Origin of the sequence: Ilumatobacter nonamiensis YM16-303 (assembly GCF_000350145.1) — a bacterium.
GTDB lineage: Bacteria > Actinomycetota > Acidimicrobiia > Acidimicrobiales > Ilumatobacteraceae > Ilumatobacter_A > Ilumatobacter_A nonamiensis.
The window spans coordinates 1-17,305 of record NZ_BAOL01000168.1 but is presented as its reverse complement, the minus strand read 5'-3'; the positions used below and the strand labels follow the sequence as shown (position 1 = coordinate 17,305).

The 17,305-nt window shown below is 67.1% G+C and carries 16 protein-coding genes; 6 read left to right on the top strand and 10 right to left on the bottom strand.

The features are described from left to right. Nucleotides 1-4: 4 nt before the first annotated feature. From ON45_RS14920 to ON45_RS14890, 7 genes are all read right to left on the bottom strand, one after another. Entirely contained in the window at nucleotides 5-772 is a 768-nt protein-coding gene (locus tag ON45_RS14920; protein WP_040494797.1) for an ABC transporter permease, read from the bottom strand. Further along, the gene (locus tag ON45_RS14915; protein WP_040494796.1) at nucleotides 769-1,590 is read right to left on the bottom strand and encodes an ABC transporter ATP-binding protein; all 822 of its coding nucleotides are present in this window, start codon (nucleotides 1,588-1,590) and stop codon (nucleotides 769-771) included. The genes ON45_RS14920 and ON45_RS14915 overlap by 4 nt, the downstream gene beginning before the upstream one ends. Then, a complete protein-coding gene (locus ON45_RS14910; protein WP_206537707.1) occupies nucleotides 1,587-2,474 on the bottom strand; it encodes an ABC transporter permease in 888 nt (295 codons plus the stop codon). Before ON45_RS14910 ends, ON45_RS14915 begins: the two co-directional genes overlap by 4 nt. Next, nucleotides 2,471-3,487, bottom strand: a complete 1,017-nt coding sequence (locus tag ON45_RS14905; protein ID WP_040494794.1) for a TIGR03842 family LLM class F420-dependent oxidoreductase — start codon at nucleotides 3,485-3,487, stop codon at nucleotides 2,471-2,473. Before ON45_RS14905 ends, ON45_RS14910 begins: the two co-directional genes overlap by 4 nt. A 57-nt stretch (nucleotides 3,488-3,544) precedes the next feature. Beyond that, nucleotides 3,545-5,029: a CoA-acylating methylmalonate-semialdehyde dehydrogenase gene (locus ON45_RS14900; protein WP_040494809.1), complete on the bottom strand. Its 1,485-nt coding sequence runs from the start codon at nucleotides 5,027-5,029 to the stop codon at nucleotides 3,545-3,547. A gap of 81 nt (nucleotides 5,030-5,110) precedes the next feature. Further along, on the bottom strand, nucleotides 5,111-6,526 hold the full coding sequence (gene hydA / locus ON45_RS14895) for a dihydropyrimidinase (RefSeq protein ID WP_040494793.1): 1,416 nt from the start codon (nucleotides 6,524-6,526) through the stop codon (nucleotides 5,111-5,113). Nucleotides 6,527-6,581: 55 nt separating this feature from the next. Then, on the bottom strand, nucleotides 6,582-7,424 hold the full coding sequence (locus ON45_RS14890; protein WP_040494792.1) for a nitrilase-related carbon-nitrogen hydrolase: 843 nt from the start codon (nucleotides 7,422-7,424) through the stop codon (nucleotides 6,582-6,584). Between the two features lie 185 nt (nucleotides 7,425-7,609). Here ON45_RS14890 and ON45_RS14885 point away from each other — a divergent pair, with 185 nt between their 5' ends. Both ON45_RS14885 and ON45_RS14880 read left to right on the top strand, forming a co-directional pair. Continuing rightward, nucleotides 7,610-7,915: a putative signal transducing protein gene (locus ON45_RS14885; RefSeq protein WP_040494791.1), complete on the top strand. Its 306-nt coding sequence runs from the start codon at nucleotides 7,610-7,612 to the stop codon at nucleotides 7,913-7,915. Between the two features lie 280 nt (nucleotides 7,916-8,195). Then, entirely contained in the window at nucleotides 8,196-8,951 is a 756-nt protein-coding gene (locus tag ON45_RS14880) for a DUF559 domain-containing protein (RefSeq protein WP_040494790.1), read from the top strand. Between the two features lie 67 nt (nucleotides 8,952-9,018). Here ON45_RS14880 and ON45_RS14875 read toward each other — a convergent pair whose 3' ends face one another. Beyond that, nucleotides 9,019-9,831 carry a hypothetical protein gene (locus ON45_RS14875; protein WP_051063132.1) on the bottom strand — a complete coding sequence of 271 codons (813 nt, stop codon included), beginning with the start codon at nucleotides 9,829-9,831 and terminating at the stop codon, nucleotides 9,019-9,021. Nucleotides 9,832-9,891: 60 nt separating this feature from the next. On the opposite strand from ON45_RS14875, the gene ON45_RS21645 reads away from it, so the two are divergent. From ON45_RS21645 to ON45_RS14850, 4 genes are read left to right on the top strand one after another with little or no spacing between them, the layout of a single operon-like run. After that, nucleotides 9,892-10,413: a hypothetical protein gene (locus ON45_RS21645; RefSeq protein WP_051063131.1), complete on the top strand. Its 522-nt coding sequence runs from the start codon at nucleotides 9,892-9,894 to the stop codon at nucleotides 10,411-10,413. A 37-nt stretch (nucleotides 10,414-10,450) separates the two neighbouring features. Continuing rightward, nucleotides 10,451-13,018, top strand: a complete 2,568-nt coding sequence (gene hrpB / locus ON45_RS14860; RefSeq protein WP_040494786.1) for an ATP-dependent helicase HrpB — start codon at nucleotides 10,451-10,453, stop codon at nucleotides 13,016-13,018. Further along, entirely contained in the window at nucleotides 13,015-13,755 is a 741-nt protein-coding gene (locus ON45_RS14855; RefSeq protein WP_051063130.1) for a sulfite exporter TauE/SafE family protein, read from the top strand. The genes hrpB and ON45_RS14855 overlap by 4 nt, the downstream gene beginning before the upstream one ends. A 37-nt stretch (nucleotides 13,756-13,792) precedes the next feature. Then, nucleotides 13,793-15,115 (top strand): alpha/beta hydrolase family protein, encoded by a 1,323-nt coding sequence (locus tag ON45_RS14850; protein ID WP_040494785.1) that lies wholly within the window; start codon nucleotides 13,793-13,795, stop codon nucleotides 15,113-15,115. Nucleotides 15,116-15,148: 33 nt separating this feature from the next. Here the strand turns inward: ON45_RS14850 and ON45_RS14845 are convergent, their stop codons facing one another. Both ON45_RS14845 and ON45_RS14840 read right to left on the bottom strand, forming a co-directional pair. Continuing rightward, entirely contained in the window at nucleotides 15,149-15,856 is a 708-nt protein-coding gene (locus ON45_RS14845) for a potassium channel family protein (RefSeq protein WP_241432216.1), read from the bottom strand. Next, the gene (locus ON45_RS14840; RefSeq protein WP_040494784.1) at nucleotides 15,849-17,240 is read right to left on the bottom strand and encodes a TrkH family potassium uptake protein; all 1,392 of its coding nucleotides are present in this window, start codon (nucleotides 17,238-17,240) and stop codon (nucleotides 15,849-15,851) included. The genes ON45_RS14845 and ON45_RS14840 overlap by 8 nt, the downstream gene beginning before the upstream one ends. Nucleotides 17,241-17,305: the final 65 nt, after the last annotated feature.

Here is a 17,305-nt window from a genome sequence, read left to right as displayed (position 1 = left end):
GTGTTCAGTCCGCCGGATGTCTTCCCCGTTGGAGTCTCTCGAGTCCGCTGGAGATCAGGTAGAACGTCAGGCCGAGGGCCGACGCTCCGATCACGTACGCCCAGGTGACGTCCTTGCTGCCGTTGAGGCTGTTGCGGACGCCGGTGGCGAGGCCGCTCTGTACGCCACCGAAGTATTCAGCGACGAACGCGGTGATCACGGCGAGCGGCGCCGCGATCTTCAGAGCGGTGAAGAGGTAGCCGGTCGCGTTCGGAACGCGCACCTTGCGCATGATCTCGGTCGGTGACGCGGCGTAGGAACGCATCAGTTCGAGATGGGTCGCCGACACCTGGCGCAGGCCCTTGCTCACGTTGACGAACACGACGAAGAACACGATCAGCATCACCATCAGCCGGCGGGGAACCTGGCTCGTCGTGCCGAACAACATGTTGTTGAGGATCGGGACGATGACGACGATCGGAATCGCGTTGACAGCGACAGCCAACGGGGTGAGCAACGCCTCGACCTGGATGAATCGGACGGTGATCAAACTGGCGAGCACGCCGAAGACCACCCCGAGCAGCAGTCCGACGAACGCATTGAACCCGGTCACCCACGTCTCGTCGGCCACCTGGTCGAAACGATCGACGAACGCGGTCCAGATCGCCGATGGAGCCGGCAGCGTGAACGGCGCAATGCTGAAGATCGCGACGACGGCTTCCCACAGCACGAGGAACGCGACGCCGAACAACGCCGGCGGCCACAGCGATCGCGCGAGGTGCCGCAGTCTCATCGATCCTCGATCCCGCGCGCTTCGGCGGACATCTCGCTCCCCCGGAGCGCCTCACGCACCTCGGTGATCTTCTTGTAGAACGTGTCGTCCTCACGGGTGTCCTCGTCACGATCGCGACCGAGATCGACCGACACGATCTCCGTGATCCGACCCGGACCGGCCGACATGACGACGACCCGATCGGAGAGGTACACGGCCTCGGGGATCGAGTGCGTGACGAACACGACGGTCGTTCCGGTCGCCGCGCAGATCTGGAGCAGCTCGCTCTGCATGTGCTCGCGGGTCATCTCGTCGAGTGCACCGAATGGTTCGTCCATCAGGAGCAGCGGCGGGTGCGCCGCGAGCGCGCGAGCGATCGCGATCCGCTGCTGTTGTCCACCCGAGAGTTCCCATGGCATGTGCTCGCCGCGGTCGGGCAGTTTGACGAGGTCGAGCATCTCGCGCACACGTTCCTGGCGGCGCTTCTTGTCCCAGCCCTTCAGCTCCAGCGGGAGCTCGATGTTCTTCGTGACCGTCCGCCACTCGAACAGGCCCGACTGCTGGAACGCCATGCCGTAGTCCTGGTCGATCCGCGCCTGGTGGGCGGACTTGCCGTTGACCAGAACGCTTCCATCGGTCGGTTCGAGCAGGTTCGCGATCACGCGGAGCAGCGTCGACTTCCCGCAGCCGGAGGGCCCGATCAACGAGACGAAATCACCGGGTTCGACCGTGAGGTCGACGTGGTCGAGGGCGGCCACTTCGCCCGGCGTGCCGGGGTTGAACACCATCGACGCGTCGGAGACCTCGACAGCTCGCGTCTGCGGGGTTGCGTCACTCATCCGACGACCTCCTTCGGCCGACGTCGCATCGCGATGGACTCGCCGGCGACGACGATGCCGAACATGATCAGGCCGAGCACCGCAGCGGCGAACACGGCGGCGTAGACCGATGCCGGCTGCGAGGTGACCTTCTGGCTGTAGTCGATCGTCGCGAAGCCGACACCGCGCAACCCACCAAGGGTGATCTCGGTGACGATCACGCCGATCACCGAGGCGGTCGCCGCCAGCTTCAGGCCGGGCACCATGTACGGCACGGCTGCGGGGAAGCGGAGCTTGCGCAACGTCGTCCACCAGCTCGCTGCATAGCTGTCCATCAATTCCAGGGAGGCGGCGGGAGCGGACTGCAACCCGCGCAGCGTCGACACCGTGACCGGGAAGAACGACAGGAACGCAGCGAGCGCTGCGGCCGACGTCCACTGCGGGAGGTCGAGGCTGCCGCGGATGACCGTGACCTGCGGCGCGAGCGCGATCAGCGGAATCGTCTGGCTGATCACGAGATACGGGAGCAGCCCGCGTTCGACGATCTTGAAGCGAGCCATGAAGACGGCGAGGCCGACGCCGACGAACACGCCGAGCGCGAGCCCGGCGATCGCCATCCGGAACGTGTACCACGCGTAACCGAGCAGTACCTGCCACACCTTCTGGTCACCGCTCCCGATGGCATCGTCACCGAACTCGGCCGCCATCGTCCAGGTGTGCGGCATGACGCGGTCGTTGGTCTTCGGGATGATCCGCCATCCGAAGATGTCACCGCCGTCTTCCGGTCCGACCGCCTTGTAGAACTCCCAGAGGAGGATCGCGATGGCCAGTGACGCGAACAGCATGGCGATCCGGCGCGCCGACCGCGCCGCGATGGATGATGTCCGCCCGCTTCGTGCTGTCACCGTTTGGCCAACCCGTGTTCCGCGATCGCCGGAATGATCTTCTCGCCGTACTCGGCGAGCGTGTGGTCCTTGCCGTCGTGCTGGAGGTAGATCGCGAACTGGTCGACGCCGAGAGCCTTCAGTTCGGCGAGACGTTCGAGGTGAGCCTCGACCGGACCGAGGATGCAGAAACGATCGATCACCTCGTCGGGAACGAAGTCGACGTGCTCGCTCGACGCGCTCCCGTGCTGGTTGTAGTCGTATCCCTGGCGGTTCTTGATGTAGTCGGTCAGCGCCGCTGGCACGGCGGAATCGTCGCCGTAGCGCTCGACGAGGTCCGCCACGTGGTTGCCGACCATCCCGCCGAACCAGCGCGTCTGATCGCGCAGGTACGCCAGGTCGTCGCCGACGTAGGCCGGCGCCGCGACGCAGATCGTGATGTCGTCGGGGTCACGGCCGGCGTCCGACGCAGCTGCCCGAACCGCCCCGATCGTCCATTCGGCGATCGACGTGTCGGCGAGCTGGAGGATGAAACCGTCGCACGTCTCGCCGATCAGCTTCAACGCCTTCGGGCCGTAGCCCGCTCCCCACACCTCGAGTTCGCTCTTCGCCGCCCACGGCAGTGTGATCGTCGAACCGTTGTACTCGACCCCCCGTCCGTTGGCGAGTTCGCGGATCACATCGATCGACTCGCGCATCGTGGCGAGCGTCGTCGGTTTGCCGTTGGTCACGCGCACCGCGGAGTCGCCGCGGCCGATCCCGCACACGGTGCGGTTGCCGTACATCTCGTTGAGCGTGGCGTACGTCGATGCGGTGACGGTCCAGTCGCGGGTTGCCGGATTGGTGACCATCGGACCGACGATGACGTTGCGTGTCTCGGCCAGGATCTGCGAATAGATGACGTACGGCTCCTCCCACAAGATGTGCGAGTCGAAGGTCCAGACGTGGCTGAACCCGAAGGTCTCCGCGCGCTTCGCGAGGTCGATCACCCGCGACGCGGGTGGCGTCGCCTGCAGTACAACTCCGATGTCCATGTGATTTCTCCTCTCGTGCGTGCCCGCGCGCATCGGTGCGGCGCGGTCACGCTCGCTTCATCGCGTCTCGGGGAACCCGAGGTCGATCGTGCTGGTGCTCGGGTCGGGCCAGCGGCTGGTGACGACCTTGCCCTGGGTGTAGAAGTTGACGCCCTCCGGGCCGTACATGTGGGTGTCGCCGAACAGGCTCGCCTTCCAGCCACCGAAGCTGTAGTAGCTGACCGGGACGGGTACGGGAACGTTGATGCCGACCATGCCGACCTCGACGTCGAACTGGAACTGGCGGGCTGCTCCACCGTCGCGGGTGAAGATCGCCGTCCCGTTCGCGTAGGGGCTGGCGTTGATCGTGTCGAGACCGTCCTGGTAGCCGGACACGCGCTTCACGCTGAGCACGGGTCCGAAGATCTCGTCGTCGTAACAGGCCATGCCCGGCTCGACGTTGTCGAGCAGTGTCGGGTTGAGGAAGAAGCCATCGCTCGGCGCACCGTCGCGCCCGTCGACCACGACCGTCGCCCCGCTCTCGGCGGCACCGTCGACGTACCCGCGAACCTTGTCCCGGTGTTCGCCCGTGATCAACGGGCCCATCTCGCTGTCGGGTTCGTTGCCGGGACCGACCTTCACCCCCGGGATGCGATCGGCGATCTTGGACACGAGTTCGTCGGCGATCTCGTCGGCAGCGAGCACGACGCTGATCGCCATGCACCGCTCCCCCGCCGACCCGTAACCGGCGCTGACCGCTGCGTCGGCGGCCATGTCGACATCGGCGTCGGCGAGCACGAGCATGTGGTTCTTCGCTCCGCCGAGCGCCTGGACGCGCTTGCCGTGACTGGTGCCGGTCTCGTAGATGTACTTCGCGATCGGGGTGGATCCGACGAAGCTCACCGCGGCGACATCGTCGTGTTCGAGGATGCGATCGACCGCGACCTTGTCGCCCTGGACGATGTTGAAGCAACCGGCGGGCAGACCCGCTTGGGCGAGCAACTCGGCGACGAACATGTTCACCGACGGGTCCTTCTCGCTCGGCTTCAGCACGAACGTGTTGCCGCAGGCGAGAGCGTTGGCGAACATCCACATCGGGACCATCGCCGGGAAGTTGAACGGCGTGATGCCGGCGACGACACCGAGCGGCTGGCGGATCGAGTACACGTCGATCCCCGACGCTGCCTGCTCGGAGTACTCGCCCTTGATCAGCTGGGGGATCCCGCACGCGTACTCGATGTTCTCGAGCCCGCGGGCGACTTCACCCAGCGAGTCGGAGAGCACCTTGCCGTGCTCCGCCGTCAACAGAGTGGCGATCTCCTTGCGGTTGGCGTCGACGAGTTCGCGCATGCGGAACATCACCTCGGAGCGCTTCGACAGTGACGTCGAACGCCAGTCGGGAAGTGCCGCCTTCGCTGCCGCAACCGCGGCGTCGACCTCGTCGACCGACGCCAGGTCGACCGACGCGCTCTGTCGACCCGTGGCCGGGTCGTACACCGGCGCCGAGTTCCCCGACGTCGATTCGACCACTCGGCCGTCGATCCAATGCGAAATGCGATTCATGATTCCCGTCTTCTTTCCGTGATGCACCCGTTGTCCGATGTGCGCCATCCGGTGTCTGACACCCGTTGGCGCGCTGCTCGATCAGTGCAGGTATTGCGACAAGGTGCGCTTGACGAACTTGCCGTGGCCCTTCTGGCCGACGTAGGTGTCGTTCTCGACGACGACGCGTCCGCGGGAGATCACGGTGTCGACCTTGCCCTCGACCTCGAACCCCTCGTAGGAGGAGTGATCGAAGTTCATGTGGTGCTTGTCGTTCACGCCGATCTTCGTCTTGCCGTTCGGGTCCCAGACCAGCACGTCGCCGTCCGCTCCAGGCTCGAGCACACCCTTCTTCTCCAGACCGAACATCCGCGCCGGAGTGGTGCAGCAGGTCTCGACCCACCGCTCGAGGGTCATCTCACCCATCACGACACCCTGGTAGATCAGCTCCATGCGGTGCTCGACACCGCCCATCCCGTTGGGGATCTTGGAGAAGTCGCCGAGGCCGAGCTCCTTCTGATCCTTGAAGCAGAACGGGCAGTGATCGGTCGACACGACGGCGAGCTCGTTCATCCGCAAGCCCTTCCACAGGTCCTTGTGATGATGCTCGTGCTTGGAACGGATCGGCGTCGAACACACCCACTTCGAACCCTCGAAACCCGGCTGCGCGAGGTGATCCTCGATCGACAAGTAGAGGTACTGGGGGCACGTCTCCGCGAACACGTTGAGGCCCATGTGTTGCGCCCGGGACACCTCTTCGAGTGCTTCCGACGCCGACATGTGCACGATGTAGAGCGGCACGTTCCCCGCGACCCTGGCGAGCTTGATCGCGCGGTGGGTCGCCTCCGACTCGGTCTCCTCCGGCCGGGTGAAGGCGTGATACTTCGGGTCGGTCTCGCCGCGGGCGAGCGCCTGACCGATCAGCACGTCGATCGCGATGCCGTTCTCCGCGTGCATCATCATCAACGCGCCCGATTCCGAGGCGTTCTGCATCGCGCGCAGGATCTGGCCGTCGTCGGAGTAGAAGACGCCGGGGTAGGCCATGAACATCTTGAAGCTGGTGACGCCCTCGTTGTCGACCAGGTAGGTCATCGCCTTCAGCGAGTCCTCGTTCACGTCACCGATGATCTGGTGGAACGCGTAGTCGACATGGCACTCGCCGGCCGCTTCCTCGTGGCGTGCGCCGAGCGTGTCGTACACGTCGAGGCCGAACGTCTGCGACGCGAAGTCGACGATTGTCGTGACCCCGCCCCAGGCCGCCGCGCGCGATCCGGTGTCGAAGTCGTCGGCCGAGATCGTCCCGCCGAACGGGAGCGACATGTGGACGTGCGCGTCGACACCGCCGGGAACGACGTACTTGCCGGTCGCGTCGATGGTCGTGTCGGCCGTGATGCCGTACGCGGCGGCGTGCCCGGGAGCCAGGATCGCGGCGATCGATTCACCGTCGATCAGCACGTCCGCGGTTCGTCGTCCGATGGCCGAGACGACCGTTCCGCCGGAAATCAATGTGGTTGCCATGTTCTGTCCTCTCCTTGTCTCGAATGTTCATCGGTGCCGGGCACCCACGGACATTTCAGCTTTCGACGAGCTCGTCGTACGCGTCAGGGCGACGATCGCGGTAGAACGCCCAGCCGTCACGGACCTCCTTGATCCGGTCCATGTCGAGTTCGCGCACGATCAACTCGGGCTTGTACGCATCGCCCTTCTCGCCCACGTACTGGCCGCGCGGGTCGACGAAGTAGCTCTGGCCGTAGAAGTCGTTCTCGCCGAGCGGTTCGATACCGACCCGGTTGATCGCCCCGACGTAGTACATGTTGGCGCACGCCGCGGCCGGTTGCTCGATCGACCACAGGTACTCGCTCAGACCGCGGTGCGTTGCCGACGGGTTGAACACGATCTCGGCACCGTTCAGACCGAGTGCCCTCCACCCCTCGGGAAAGTGACGGTCGTAGCAGATGTACACGCCGACCTTGCCGACCGCGGTGTCGAAGATCGGGTATCCGCCGTTGCCCGGCTTGAAGTAGAACTTCTCCCAGAATCCCTTGACCTGGGGAATGTGCTGCTTGCGGAACTTGCCGAGGTAGCTGCCGTCGGCGTCGATCACGGCGGCGGTGTTGTAGTACACGCCCGGCTGCTCGATCTCGTACATCGGCAGCACCATCACCATGTTGAGCTCTGCAGCCAGCTTCTGGAAGCGCTTCGTCGTCGGCCCGTCGGGGATGTACTCGGTGTACTCGTAGTACTCCGGATCCTGCACCTGACAGAAGTACGGCCCGTAGAACAGTTCCTGGAAGCAGATGATCTGAGCACCCTGGGCGGCGGCCTCTCGCGCCGCCTCCTCGTGCTTGACGATCATCGACTCCTTGTCGCCGGTCCAGTCGGTCTGCAGCAGAGCCGCGGTGACGATGTTCGCCATGTTTGTCCTCTCGTCGGTTGGTCGGGTACTGGCTGCACCACTGTTCGGCGACGTGACGCGATCCCGCATCGACGCGGTTCGTTCTCGTCGACGGTGATTCGCACACTACACCTCGCCGAGATCCGGTTCGGCAGCCCGCTCGCTGCGTTCATCGTTCGGAATCACATCCGTAACATGAGTCCGCAGTGAGCACGCCACGGACCTTCGGAGAACTGTGGGACTGGATCCGCGGGCGGGATCCCGTCGACCCGCCGAACGCCGACAAGACCGTCGAAGCCGCCTGGTTGCCCCAGTTCCTGAGCCGGATGGTGACCGACGAACTCGTTGCAGCGGGCATCCCCGCCGTGGTCGTGGACGACTTCAACATCAACCTCACGATGTACACCCGGGAGCCGATGGCGCGCATCTTCGTCACCGAGGATCGCCAGGCCGAAGCGCAGCAGCTGGTCGAGGACCTCCTCGGCCACCCACCCCGCCGCCGCCCCCTCTGACCCCTCCCTCCACCGCCACTCTCCACCCGCCCGCAACCCCGTTTGCGTTGTACTTCTGGTCGTTCCGCCAACCATTTCCGCAACGCAAACGTGGTTTTCCGGTTGGGGGCGGGTCACGACCCCGTGGTGGGTGTGGCCACACCGATCGATGTCCGGGCGCTCACATGCATCGCCGCGCAGCAGGATGGTCTCCTCGGTGCGAGAGATCTGAACGGGCTCTCGCGGGGCGCAGCGGCGCCGGCTCACCGAGCGTGGATGGCTGGAGAAGGTGGCGCCACGGGTGTATCGCATCGCCGGGGCGCCGGACTCGCATCGCCAGCGCCTCCGCATCGGCCTGCTCTGCCTCGGCGACGACAGCCGCATCAGCTACGAATCCGCCGCCTCGCTGCACGGACTGGACCGCAGCGACGACACCGCCGTGGAGTTCACGATTCCCCGCGCCGCGACGCCGCCACGGCACGGCTTTCGGGTGCACACGACGTCCATGTTCGCTCCGGTTGACGCCGTCGTCGTCGACGGACTGCGGGCGACCTCGGCGACCCGCACCATCATCGATCTCGCGCACGCACGAGCGCCCCGCCGGAGGGTGGAAGCGGCGATGGACAGTGCGATCCGCCTGGGCCTCTCGCATCCACGGGTGCTCGCCACCCGCCTGGAGACCCTGCGCGGATCGGGCCGTTGGGGATGCCGGCTGATCGACCGGCTCCTCCCCGACTCCGGGGGCCACTCACCGCTCGAGCGGCGCTTGCTCCGGATCATCCGGGAGGCCGGACTGCCCCGACCGCGCACGCAGGTCGTCCACCGCGACCACCAGGGTCGCCACGTCGCCCGGGTCGACTTCGAGTTCGTCGACCACCGCTTGGTCGTCGAGGTGACCGGGCGACTCGGACATGTCTCCGACGCGGAGCGCGCCCGGGACGCTCAACGTCGCAATGAGCTGCAGGATCTCGGCTGCACCGTCATCGAGTACACCTCGACCCAGGTCTTCGGACAACCGGTCTGGATCGCCGCCGACCTCCGACGCCGCCTCTCCTGACGTTTGCGTTGTACTTCTGGTGCGCAGAGGAACCAGAAGTACAACGCAAACGGGGCAGGAGGTCACCTCACATGGCGGGGGTGCGGAGGAGTTCTGCGGCGAGGGGGCACTCGGGGCGGGCCGCGGGTGGACCCATCGGCATGATGCCGTGGGGGCCGACGATGTCGGTGACGAGCCGGGTCGGGAGCACCTCCACGTCGATCGTCCACTCGTCCTGATCGGCCGCGATCGCGTCGCGTCGGACGACCATTGCGTCGATGAACTCGGTCGGCAACCGTCGACCGATACCCGCGACGAGCCAGACCGGGGTGTCGAACGCCGCGGCACAGGCGGCGATCGTGGTCGACCCCGACGGCACGATCACCCGGTCGGCATCCAACGCCAATGCCTCGACGAGCACGACGTCGGCAACCTGCGCGACCGTGCCCGCCGCACCCGCGTCGACCGGCTCGTAGTCCACGTCGTTGCGTTCGAGGCGCCGGACGAACGACGTCGCCGAATGGTCGATGTCGAGCGCCAGGACGCGGACGTCACCGCGGCGGGCGAGGCCGGAACCGATCACGCTCGGGTCGCCGATCGTCACCACGTCAGCTTCGTCGGGCAGCGCGGCCGCCAGCTCCGACGCGGTCCGGTCGGAGTGCACCTGCTCGGCCAGCTCCCACACGGCGTCGAACGGCTCCGACGAGGTGGCGACGTTGGCGCACAACCACCAGAGCGGACCTGCGAAGGGATGCCGCTCGACGATCCGGCGACACGCGACCACGAGACCGGCGGCGTCGAAGTGCATCGATCCGAGGGCGTGCGCCGTCTCGGACACCAACCCGGCCGGATCGACACCGTGGGCTCGTGCGACGTAGCGGAGATGCTCGATCGGATGCACCTTGCCAACGTACGGCACGCAAAGCGGTCGGCGCCAAGGCGCGCCGCTATCATTCGCCGCGTGGCCGTCACCGAAACGAACTCGGACATCAAGCTTCCGACCGACCTCTCCCTCACCCCCCTGACCAAGGGCGCCGCGGGAACGAGCCGTCCCGTGATGGAGTGGTTGACGACGTTCCACTTGGCCTCGGTCGTGCTCGATCCGTACACGAACGAGTCGTCGTGGATCCTGCGCACCGCGACCCGCGTGCTCCAGGAATTCCGGGACTGCGACGTACGGACCAACCTGATCGTCACCGCCGGACCGGACGACGCGGCCCAATTCCTCGGGCCGCTCGCCGACCGGTTCCTCGTGTTCTGTGACCCGAACCGTGACACCGTGAAGGCGATGCATCTGACCGAGCTCCCCGCGTTCGTGTTGACCCGCGTCGACGGTGTCATCGACGCCAAGGCCGAAGGCTGGAAGCCCGACGAGTGGGAGCAGGTGTGCGACGCAATCGCGCGCATCACCAAGTGGTCGTCGATCGAGCTGCCCGCGGCCGGCGATCCCGTTCCGTTCCACGGCTCGCCGGCGCTCGGCTGATCATTCCTCGTCACGTTCGATCCGTGGGCGCTGGCCGATGACCAGCGATGCCCCCGGCAACCGGCGACCACTTCCCGATCTCCCGGTTCTCGACGCGCTGCTCGCGGTCGAGGCAGCACTGACCGAACAGCGGCGGGTGGTCCTCGTGGCGCCTCCCGGAGCCGGCAAGACGACGGTCGTCCCGATCGCGCTGCTCGACGCGGAGTGGCTCGGAGACCAGCGCATCGTGATGCTCGAGCCGCGGCGACTGGCCACTCGGGCGGCCGCGCAGCGGATGGCCGCGCTGACCGGGACGCGCGTCGGCGACCTCGTCGGCTACCAGACCCGCGACGAGCGCCACATCGGGCCCGACACCCGGATCGAAGTCGTCACCGAAGGCATCCTCACCCGGCGGCTCCAACGCGATCCCGAACTCCCCGGGGTCGGAGCGATCATCTTCGACGAGGTCCACGAGCGGAACCTGCCGACCGACGTCGGCCTCGCCCTGACCCTCGACGTCGCCGGATCGATCCGGCCGGAGCTCCGAATCCTGGCGATGTCGGCGACACCCGACACCGAGGGCCTCGTGCGCGTGCTCGATGCGCCGGTGATCGTCAGTGAGGGCCGCACGTTCGACATCGAGATGACCTGGCTTCCGCGGTCACCAGCCGCCTCGGGCAGGCGCGGCGGCGGCCGGAAGCAGCGCGGCCCACGCCGCCCCGGCCCCCAGGACCGGATCGAGCCGGCGATGACGGCCGCGATCGTCCAGGCGCTGAGTGAGCACGAGGGTGACGTGCTGGCGTTCCTTCCGGGGATCGGAGAGATCCAGCGCACACAGGAACAACTCGGTCGAGTTCTCGGCGACGGCGTCGACGTGCTCCCACTCGCCGGCGCGCTCTCGCAGGACGAACAGGATCGTGCGCTTCAACCGTCTCCGCCGGGGCGACGTCGGGTCGTGCTCAGCACCGACATCGCCGAGACCTCGCTCACCGTCGATGGCGTTCGGATCGTGGTCGACTCCGGGCTCGCCCGGGAGCCGCGCTTCGATGCCCGCACCGGGATGACCCGCCTCACGACGGTGTCGACGAGTCGCGCGTCGGCCGAGCAACGTGCCGGTCGTGCCGGGCGCACCGAACCCGGCGCCGCGTATCGACTCTGGAGCAAGCTCGAGCACGGAACCCGCGCTCGTCATCGCACACCCGAGATCCTGCAGGCCGACCTCGCGGGGCTCGCTCTCGAACTCGCGGCGTGGGGCATCGGCAACGACCGCGACCGACCCACCGGCGATCTGGTGTTCATCGATCCTCCACCGATCGGCGCGATGCGCCAGGCACGCGACCTGCTGGTCGACCTCCATGCCATCGACGCCGATCGCGGTGCCCTCACCCCGCTCGGTCGGGACATGCTCGCGCTCCCGGTCCATCCTCGGCTGGCCCGGATGGTCGCCATCGAGCGCTCCCCGCTCGCCTGCGTGGTGGCGACGCTCGTCGACGAACGAGACGTGTTCCGAGGGCGACCCGACGAGCTTCCGGTCGACCTGGCGCTCCGGGTTGCGGTGATCTCCGGCGCGGCGGGACACGACCGCGCCGACCGCGGCGCGGTGCACCGGCTGCGCGACCGTGCCCGAGAGCTCGCGCGCCGAGTCGGGATCGACTTCGACCGCCAACGGATCGACCACGATCGCACCGGAGCGGTTCTGATGCTGGCCTTCCCGGATCGACTCGCCGGTCGACGTCGACCCGGCCAATACACGATGCGCGGTGGGAGCGGTGCCTTCATCCGCGACACGGACCCGCTCGCCCAGGAGCCGTTCGTGGTCGCGGCCGACCTCGACGGAAAGGCCGACCGCGCCCGCATCCGACTCGCCGCCGCCGTGGACGTCGATGATGTCATCGCGTCATCGGGGGATGACATCAAGGAACAGCGGACACTGTCGTGGAACACCGACCGCGACGAGCTGGTCGAGACCGTCGAGCGACGGCTCGGTGCGATTCGACTCGGAAGCCAGGATCGTCGCCCGGAACCCGGCGACGAGACGACCGACGCACTGATGCGTCGCGTCCGAGACACCCGTCTCGCCGTGCTCGGATGGTCGGCGAGTGCGGCCCGGTTGCGCGAGCGGGTCGAGTTCCTGCACCGCAACGTCGGCGATCCGTGGCCGGACTGGTCGGTCGATGCGCTGGTGGCGTCGGTCGACGAGTGGCTCGCTCCGTACCTGCCCGGTGCGTCCGGACGTCGCGACCTCGACTCGCTCGACGTCGCGATGGTGCTGCGATCGCAGCTCCCGTGGCCCGAAGGCGGCGACCTCGAACGGCTCGTGCCCGACACGCTCGAGCTCCCCACGGGTCGGTCGGTGCCCGTCGACTACTCGGGCGAAGCACCGACCGCCTCGGTTCGCGTGCAGGACCTGTTCGGGGTGACCGTGCACCCGACCGCCGGCGGCATCCCGATCCGACTCGAGCTGCTCTCGCCTGCGGACCGCCCGATCCAGGTCACCGCCGACCTCCCCGGTTTCTGGAGTGGCACCTGGACCGAGGTGAAGAAGGAGATGGCCGGCCGGTATCCGAAACACCGCTGGCCCGACGACCCTGCGTCTGCCCCGCCACGGCGGATGAAGGACCGATGACCGCATTCACGATTCTCGGCCTTCCGGCCGCGGGCGCCCTCGCTTGTGTCGCGGTCGTCTACGTCGGAGCGGTGATGCAGGCCGCCACGGGCGTGGGAGTCGGGATCCTGTCGTCGCCGGTGCTGCTCTTGGTCGACCCCGACTTCGTCCCGGCCTGCATCGTGCTCGTGGTGTTGCCGATCACCTTCGGTGTCGCGTGGGCCGACCGATCCCACATCGACCGACCGGGCGTGATCGCCGCGCTCATCGGACGGGTTCCCGGGCTGATCCTCGGCGCGCTCGTCGTCGCCTCGATCTCCGATGACATGCTCGCCATCCTCGTCGGAACGACCGTGCTGCTGGGCGTCGCCGTCTCGTTGACCGCCAAGCGATTCACGCCGACCCCGGCCGCGCTGGTGATCGCCGGGTTCGGATCGGGGTTCACCGGAACGGCGGTCGGCGTCGGCGGTCCTCCGATGGCGCTGACCTACCAACACAGCGATCCGGTCACGATGCGGGCGACGATCTCGCTGTTCTTCTCCGTCGGGTCGGCGTTGACCGCGATCGCGCTCTACTTCGCCGGCGAACTCGGGGCCCGACAGCTCGAACTCGCAGCGCTGCTCATGCCGTCGGTGTTGGTCGGTCTCTGGACCGCACGCCGCTACAAGGCACACCTCGTCGGCTCGGGCGTGCGACCGGTCGTGCTCGGCTTGTCGGCGTTCAGCGCGATCGCGCTGCTCGTCCGCACGCTCGCCTGACTGCGCAGCGCACCTCACGATGGTGCATCATCCGGGGATGCGTCGCACCCTCGCCGTCCTCGTCGGATCTCTGCTCGTCGCCGCGTCATGCGCGAGCGACGACGCCGGAACGAGCGACACCTCGGACTCCACCGCCGCGACGACGGCCACCGAGACCATCGAGACCGTCGATGACGAGGCCGAGTCGACCACTCCTGCGACCGAGCCGGCAGAACCTTCGGCGACCGAGCCGTCCGAGTCCGTCGCGCAGACGGACCCACCGGCGACGGATGCTCCCGCAGAGACCACGACGACGGCGGCCGAGCTCGACGAACTCGCACTCATCGGCCCCGGCGAGTACGACGTCGGCGTGTCGACGATCACGATCACCGACACCGAACGCGACCGTCCGCTCACCGTCGACGTCTGGTACCCGCTCGCCGACGGCACGACCGGCGAGCCGCATCGGTACACGTTCGTCACCGGCGACTACTACGAGTCGCCGACGGCGATCAGTGCCGATGCCGCGTCGATCGCACCCGACGGGCCGTTCCCACTCGTCGTGTACTCCCACGGCTCCGGTGGCCAGCGCTACATCGCCTCGAACTACACCGAAGCCATCGCCAGCCACGGATACGTGGTCGTGGCACCGGACCACACCGGCAACACCGCCGTCGAACGGATCTCCGAGACCTCCGACGACCAAGCGCTCATCGCGCTCAACCGGCCCGCGGACGTTCGGGTGGTCATCGACGCGATGCTCGATCCCGAGAATCCCGAGACCGCCGGTTTCGTCGCGTCGACCGACCCCGAGCGGGTGGCGGTCACGGGACACTCGTTCGGCGGATTCACCGCCTACGCGGCGGCGTCCGGGTACGACAACGAGTTGGGATCGGTCGAGGCCGATCCGCTGGTCGACGCGATCATCCCGATCGCCCCAGCCGTCGGCAGCGATGATCCGGATCAGCAACTGCTGTCCGACGAGCGGCTCGAGGCGATCACCACACCGGCGCTGGTGATCGCCGGCACCAACGACCAGACCACTCCGATCGAACCCAACGTGCGACGGGCGTGGGACCTCACGTCGAGTGACCCGAGCTACCGCCTCGAACTCGTGGATGCACAGCACCAGACGTTCACCGATCTGTGCGACTACATCGAGTTCTTTCCGACGCTGCCCGAGGTGAACCCGCTGGTCCTCGACACGGTGATCACGATGGGCGCGGAGGGATGCTCCCCCGGCGACATGCCGATCGACCGAGCCCAGGAAGTCACGAACACGTTCGCGATCAGCTTCCTCGACTCGATCTTCGAAGGCACCGAGATGATCGACCCCGACACGACCGAGATCCCCGACGACGTCGTCTACCTCGTCAAGTGACGGATCAACTGGCGGTCTGACGCCGGTTGACCGTCAGCGCGTCGCGCGGCCGAAGTCCTCCACGTCGTCGCGGCCGCCCGCGACGACGATCAGGTCCTGCCCGTCGAGGACCGTGTCCCGGTCAGCGTGCGTGAAGCGTCCGTTCTGCGGCTTGTGGCAGACGATCGTGACGCGGTGATCGCGGCGGAGGTTCGAGTCGCCGAGCGGGATCCCCACGATGAGTTTCGGGGCGACCATCTCGGCGAGCACGAAGTCTTCGTCGAGCGCCAGGTACTCCATCATCCGGCCGGTCACGAGGTGCGCAACGCGCTCGCCCATGTCGGCCTCCGGGAAGACCACGTTGCGAGCGCCGACTCGGGTCAGAATGCGCCCGTGGGGTTCGGTCATCGCCTTCGCCCAGATGTTCGGGACCTCCAGGTCGGACAGCGCCGCCGTCGTCAGGACACTCGCCTCGACGTCGTTGCCGATGCACACGATCACCGTCGTTGCATCGGCGACGCCGAGTTGGCGGAGGGCGCGTTCGCTGGTGGTGTCGACTTCGGCGACGTGGGTCAGCAGGCCGGTGTGTTCCTGGACCGGTCCCGGGTTCACGTCGAGGCCGAGCACCTCGTGGCCCATGTCGACCAGCGAGCGCGACAGCGCAGAGCCGAAGCGGCCGAGACCGATCACGATGATCTCTCCGCGATGCTCGACCGGGCTGCCGAGCCCGCGCATCATGTTGTGAACGAATTTCTCAGCCAATGATCGGACGCTCCTCGGGATGACGATAGAGGCGGGTGCGCTCGCGCAGCGCGATCGCGGTCACGAACGTGAGTGGCCCGACACGACCGCAGATCATCGCCAGCGTCAGCACGAGGTGCCCGCCGGTGCTGATCGACCCCGTGACCCCGGTCGACAATCCGACGGTGCCGAACGCCGATGTGGACTCGAACAACGCGTCGGACAGGTCGAGCCCATCGCTCGCCATGAACACCAGCGATGTCAGCCCGACGAAGCCGATCGACAGCAGGGCGATCGTCACCGCCTGTCGGATCATCGCCGTCGGGATCCGCCGGCGCAGCACGTTCACATCCGTTTCACCGCGGATCTGGGCCCAGAGGACCGCGGCCAGTACCGCGGCGGTCGTGACCTTGATCCCACCACTGGTCGAGGCCGGGCCGGCGCCGACGAACATCATGATGCTGGTCCCCAGGTGGGTCGTTTCGTTCATCGCGCCGATGTCGACCGTGTTGAATCCAGCGGTGCGCGGCGTGACCCCTTGGAACCAACCGTTCGACAGCTTGTCGAACATCCCCAGTGGGCCGAGGGTGTCGGGATTCGTCCATTCGAACGCAAGCACCATCAGCGGGCCACCGACGAGCAACACGACGGTCGCTCCGACCGTGATCTTCGCGTGCAGGCTCCACGGCTTGGCACGCTCGGCGCCGGCGGTCTCCACGTGACGGCGCTCGGCTCGGTTGTGTTTCCACCGGTTGAGAATCTCGACGTACACCGGGAAACCGAGCCCTCCGACGATGAAGCCGAAGGTGACCGGGAAGATCACCCACGCGTCGTCCTGGAACCCCTCGAGGTTGTCGGGGTAGAGCGAGATCCCGGCATTGTTGAACGCCGAGACGGCGTGGAACACGGCCGAGTACGCGGATCGGATCGGCCCGTCCTCGTAGCCGCCCTGCCAGAAGCGGAGGAACAGGATCGTCGCGAGCGACCCTTCGACGACGAGGGTGATCTTGCCGATCGCGAGCAACAACCGCTTCAGCTCACCGATGTCGACCGCGCCGATCTCGGCCTGCGCGAGCATCCGCTGCCGCAACCCGATCCGGCGCAGCGTCACCAGCGCGAACACCGACCCGATCGTCATGATCCCGAAGCCGCCGATCTGGATCAGGGCCAGGATCACCAGTTCACCGAACAGGGAGAACGACGGAATCGGCACGGTCGAGAGCCCGGTGACGGTGGTGGCCGACGTCGACACGAAGAGCGCATCCTCCCAGCCCGTACCGGTCGGGCCATCGGTCGCCCACGGCAGGAACAGCAGCGCCGTGCCGATCGCGATCAGCAACGCGAAGGAGGCAACGACCAGTTGGGCGGGGTTCCGGATGACACGGAGGAGCCCGCTTCGGCGCATTCCGGTGAGCCTACGTACAGCGGGTCTCCGTCAGCGCCTCATCGGGTGCCTGACACCGGATGGGC

Bases quoted from the DNA above. Each gene is read 5' to 3' on its own strand.
- ON45_RS14840 (WP_040494784.1), bottom strand. From the start codon at position 17,240: ATGCGCCGAAGCGGGCTCCTCCGTGTCATCCGGAACCCCGCCCAACTG.
- ON45_RS14850 (WP_040494785.1), top strand. From the start codon at position 13,793: ATGCGTCGCACCCTCGCCGTCCTCGTCGGATCTCTGCTCGTCGCCGCG.
- hydA (WP_040494793.1), bottom strand. From the start codon at position 6,526: ATGGCAACCACATTGATTTCCGGCGGAACGGTCGTCTCGGCCATCGGA.
- ON45_RS14855 (WP_051063130.1), top strand. From the start codon at position 13,015: ATGACCGCATTCACGATTCTCGGCCTTCCGGCCGCGGGCGCCCTCGCT.
- ON45_RS14920 (WP_040494797.1), bottom strand. From the start codon at position 772: ATGAGACTGCGGCACCTCGCGCGATCGCTGTGGCCGCCGGCGTTGTTC.
- hrpB (WP_040494786.1), top strand. From the start codon at position 10,451: ATGACCAGCGATGCCCCCGGCAACCGGCGACCACTTCCCGATCTCCCG.
- ON45_RS14915 (WP_040494796.1), bottom strand. From the start codon at position 1,590: ATGAGTGACGCAACCCCGCAGACGCGAGCTGTCGAGGTCTCCGACGCG.
- ON45_RS14905 (WP_040494794.1), bottom strand. From the start codon at position 3,487: ATGGACATCGGAGTTGTACTGCAGGCGACGCCACCCGCGTCGCGGGTG.
- ON45_RS14890 (WP_040494792.1), bottom strand. From the start codon at position 7,424: ATGGCGAACATCGTCACCGCGGCTCTGCTGCAGACCGACTGGACCGGC.
- ON45_RS14900 (WP_040494809.1), bottom strand. From the start codon at position 5,029: ATGAATCGCATTTCGCATTGGATCGACGGCCGAGTGGTCGAATCGACG.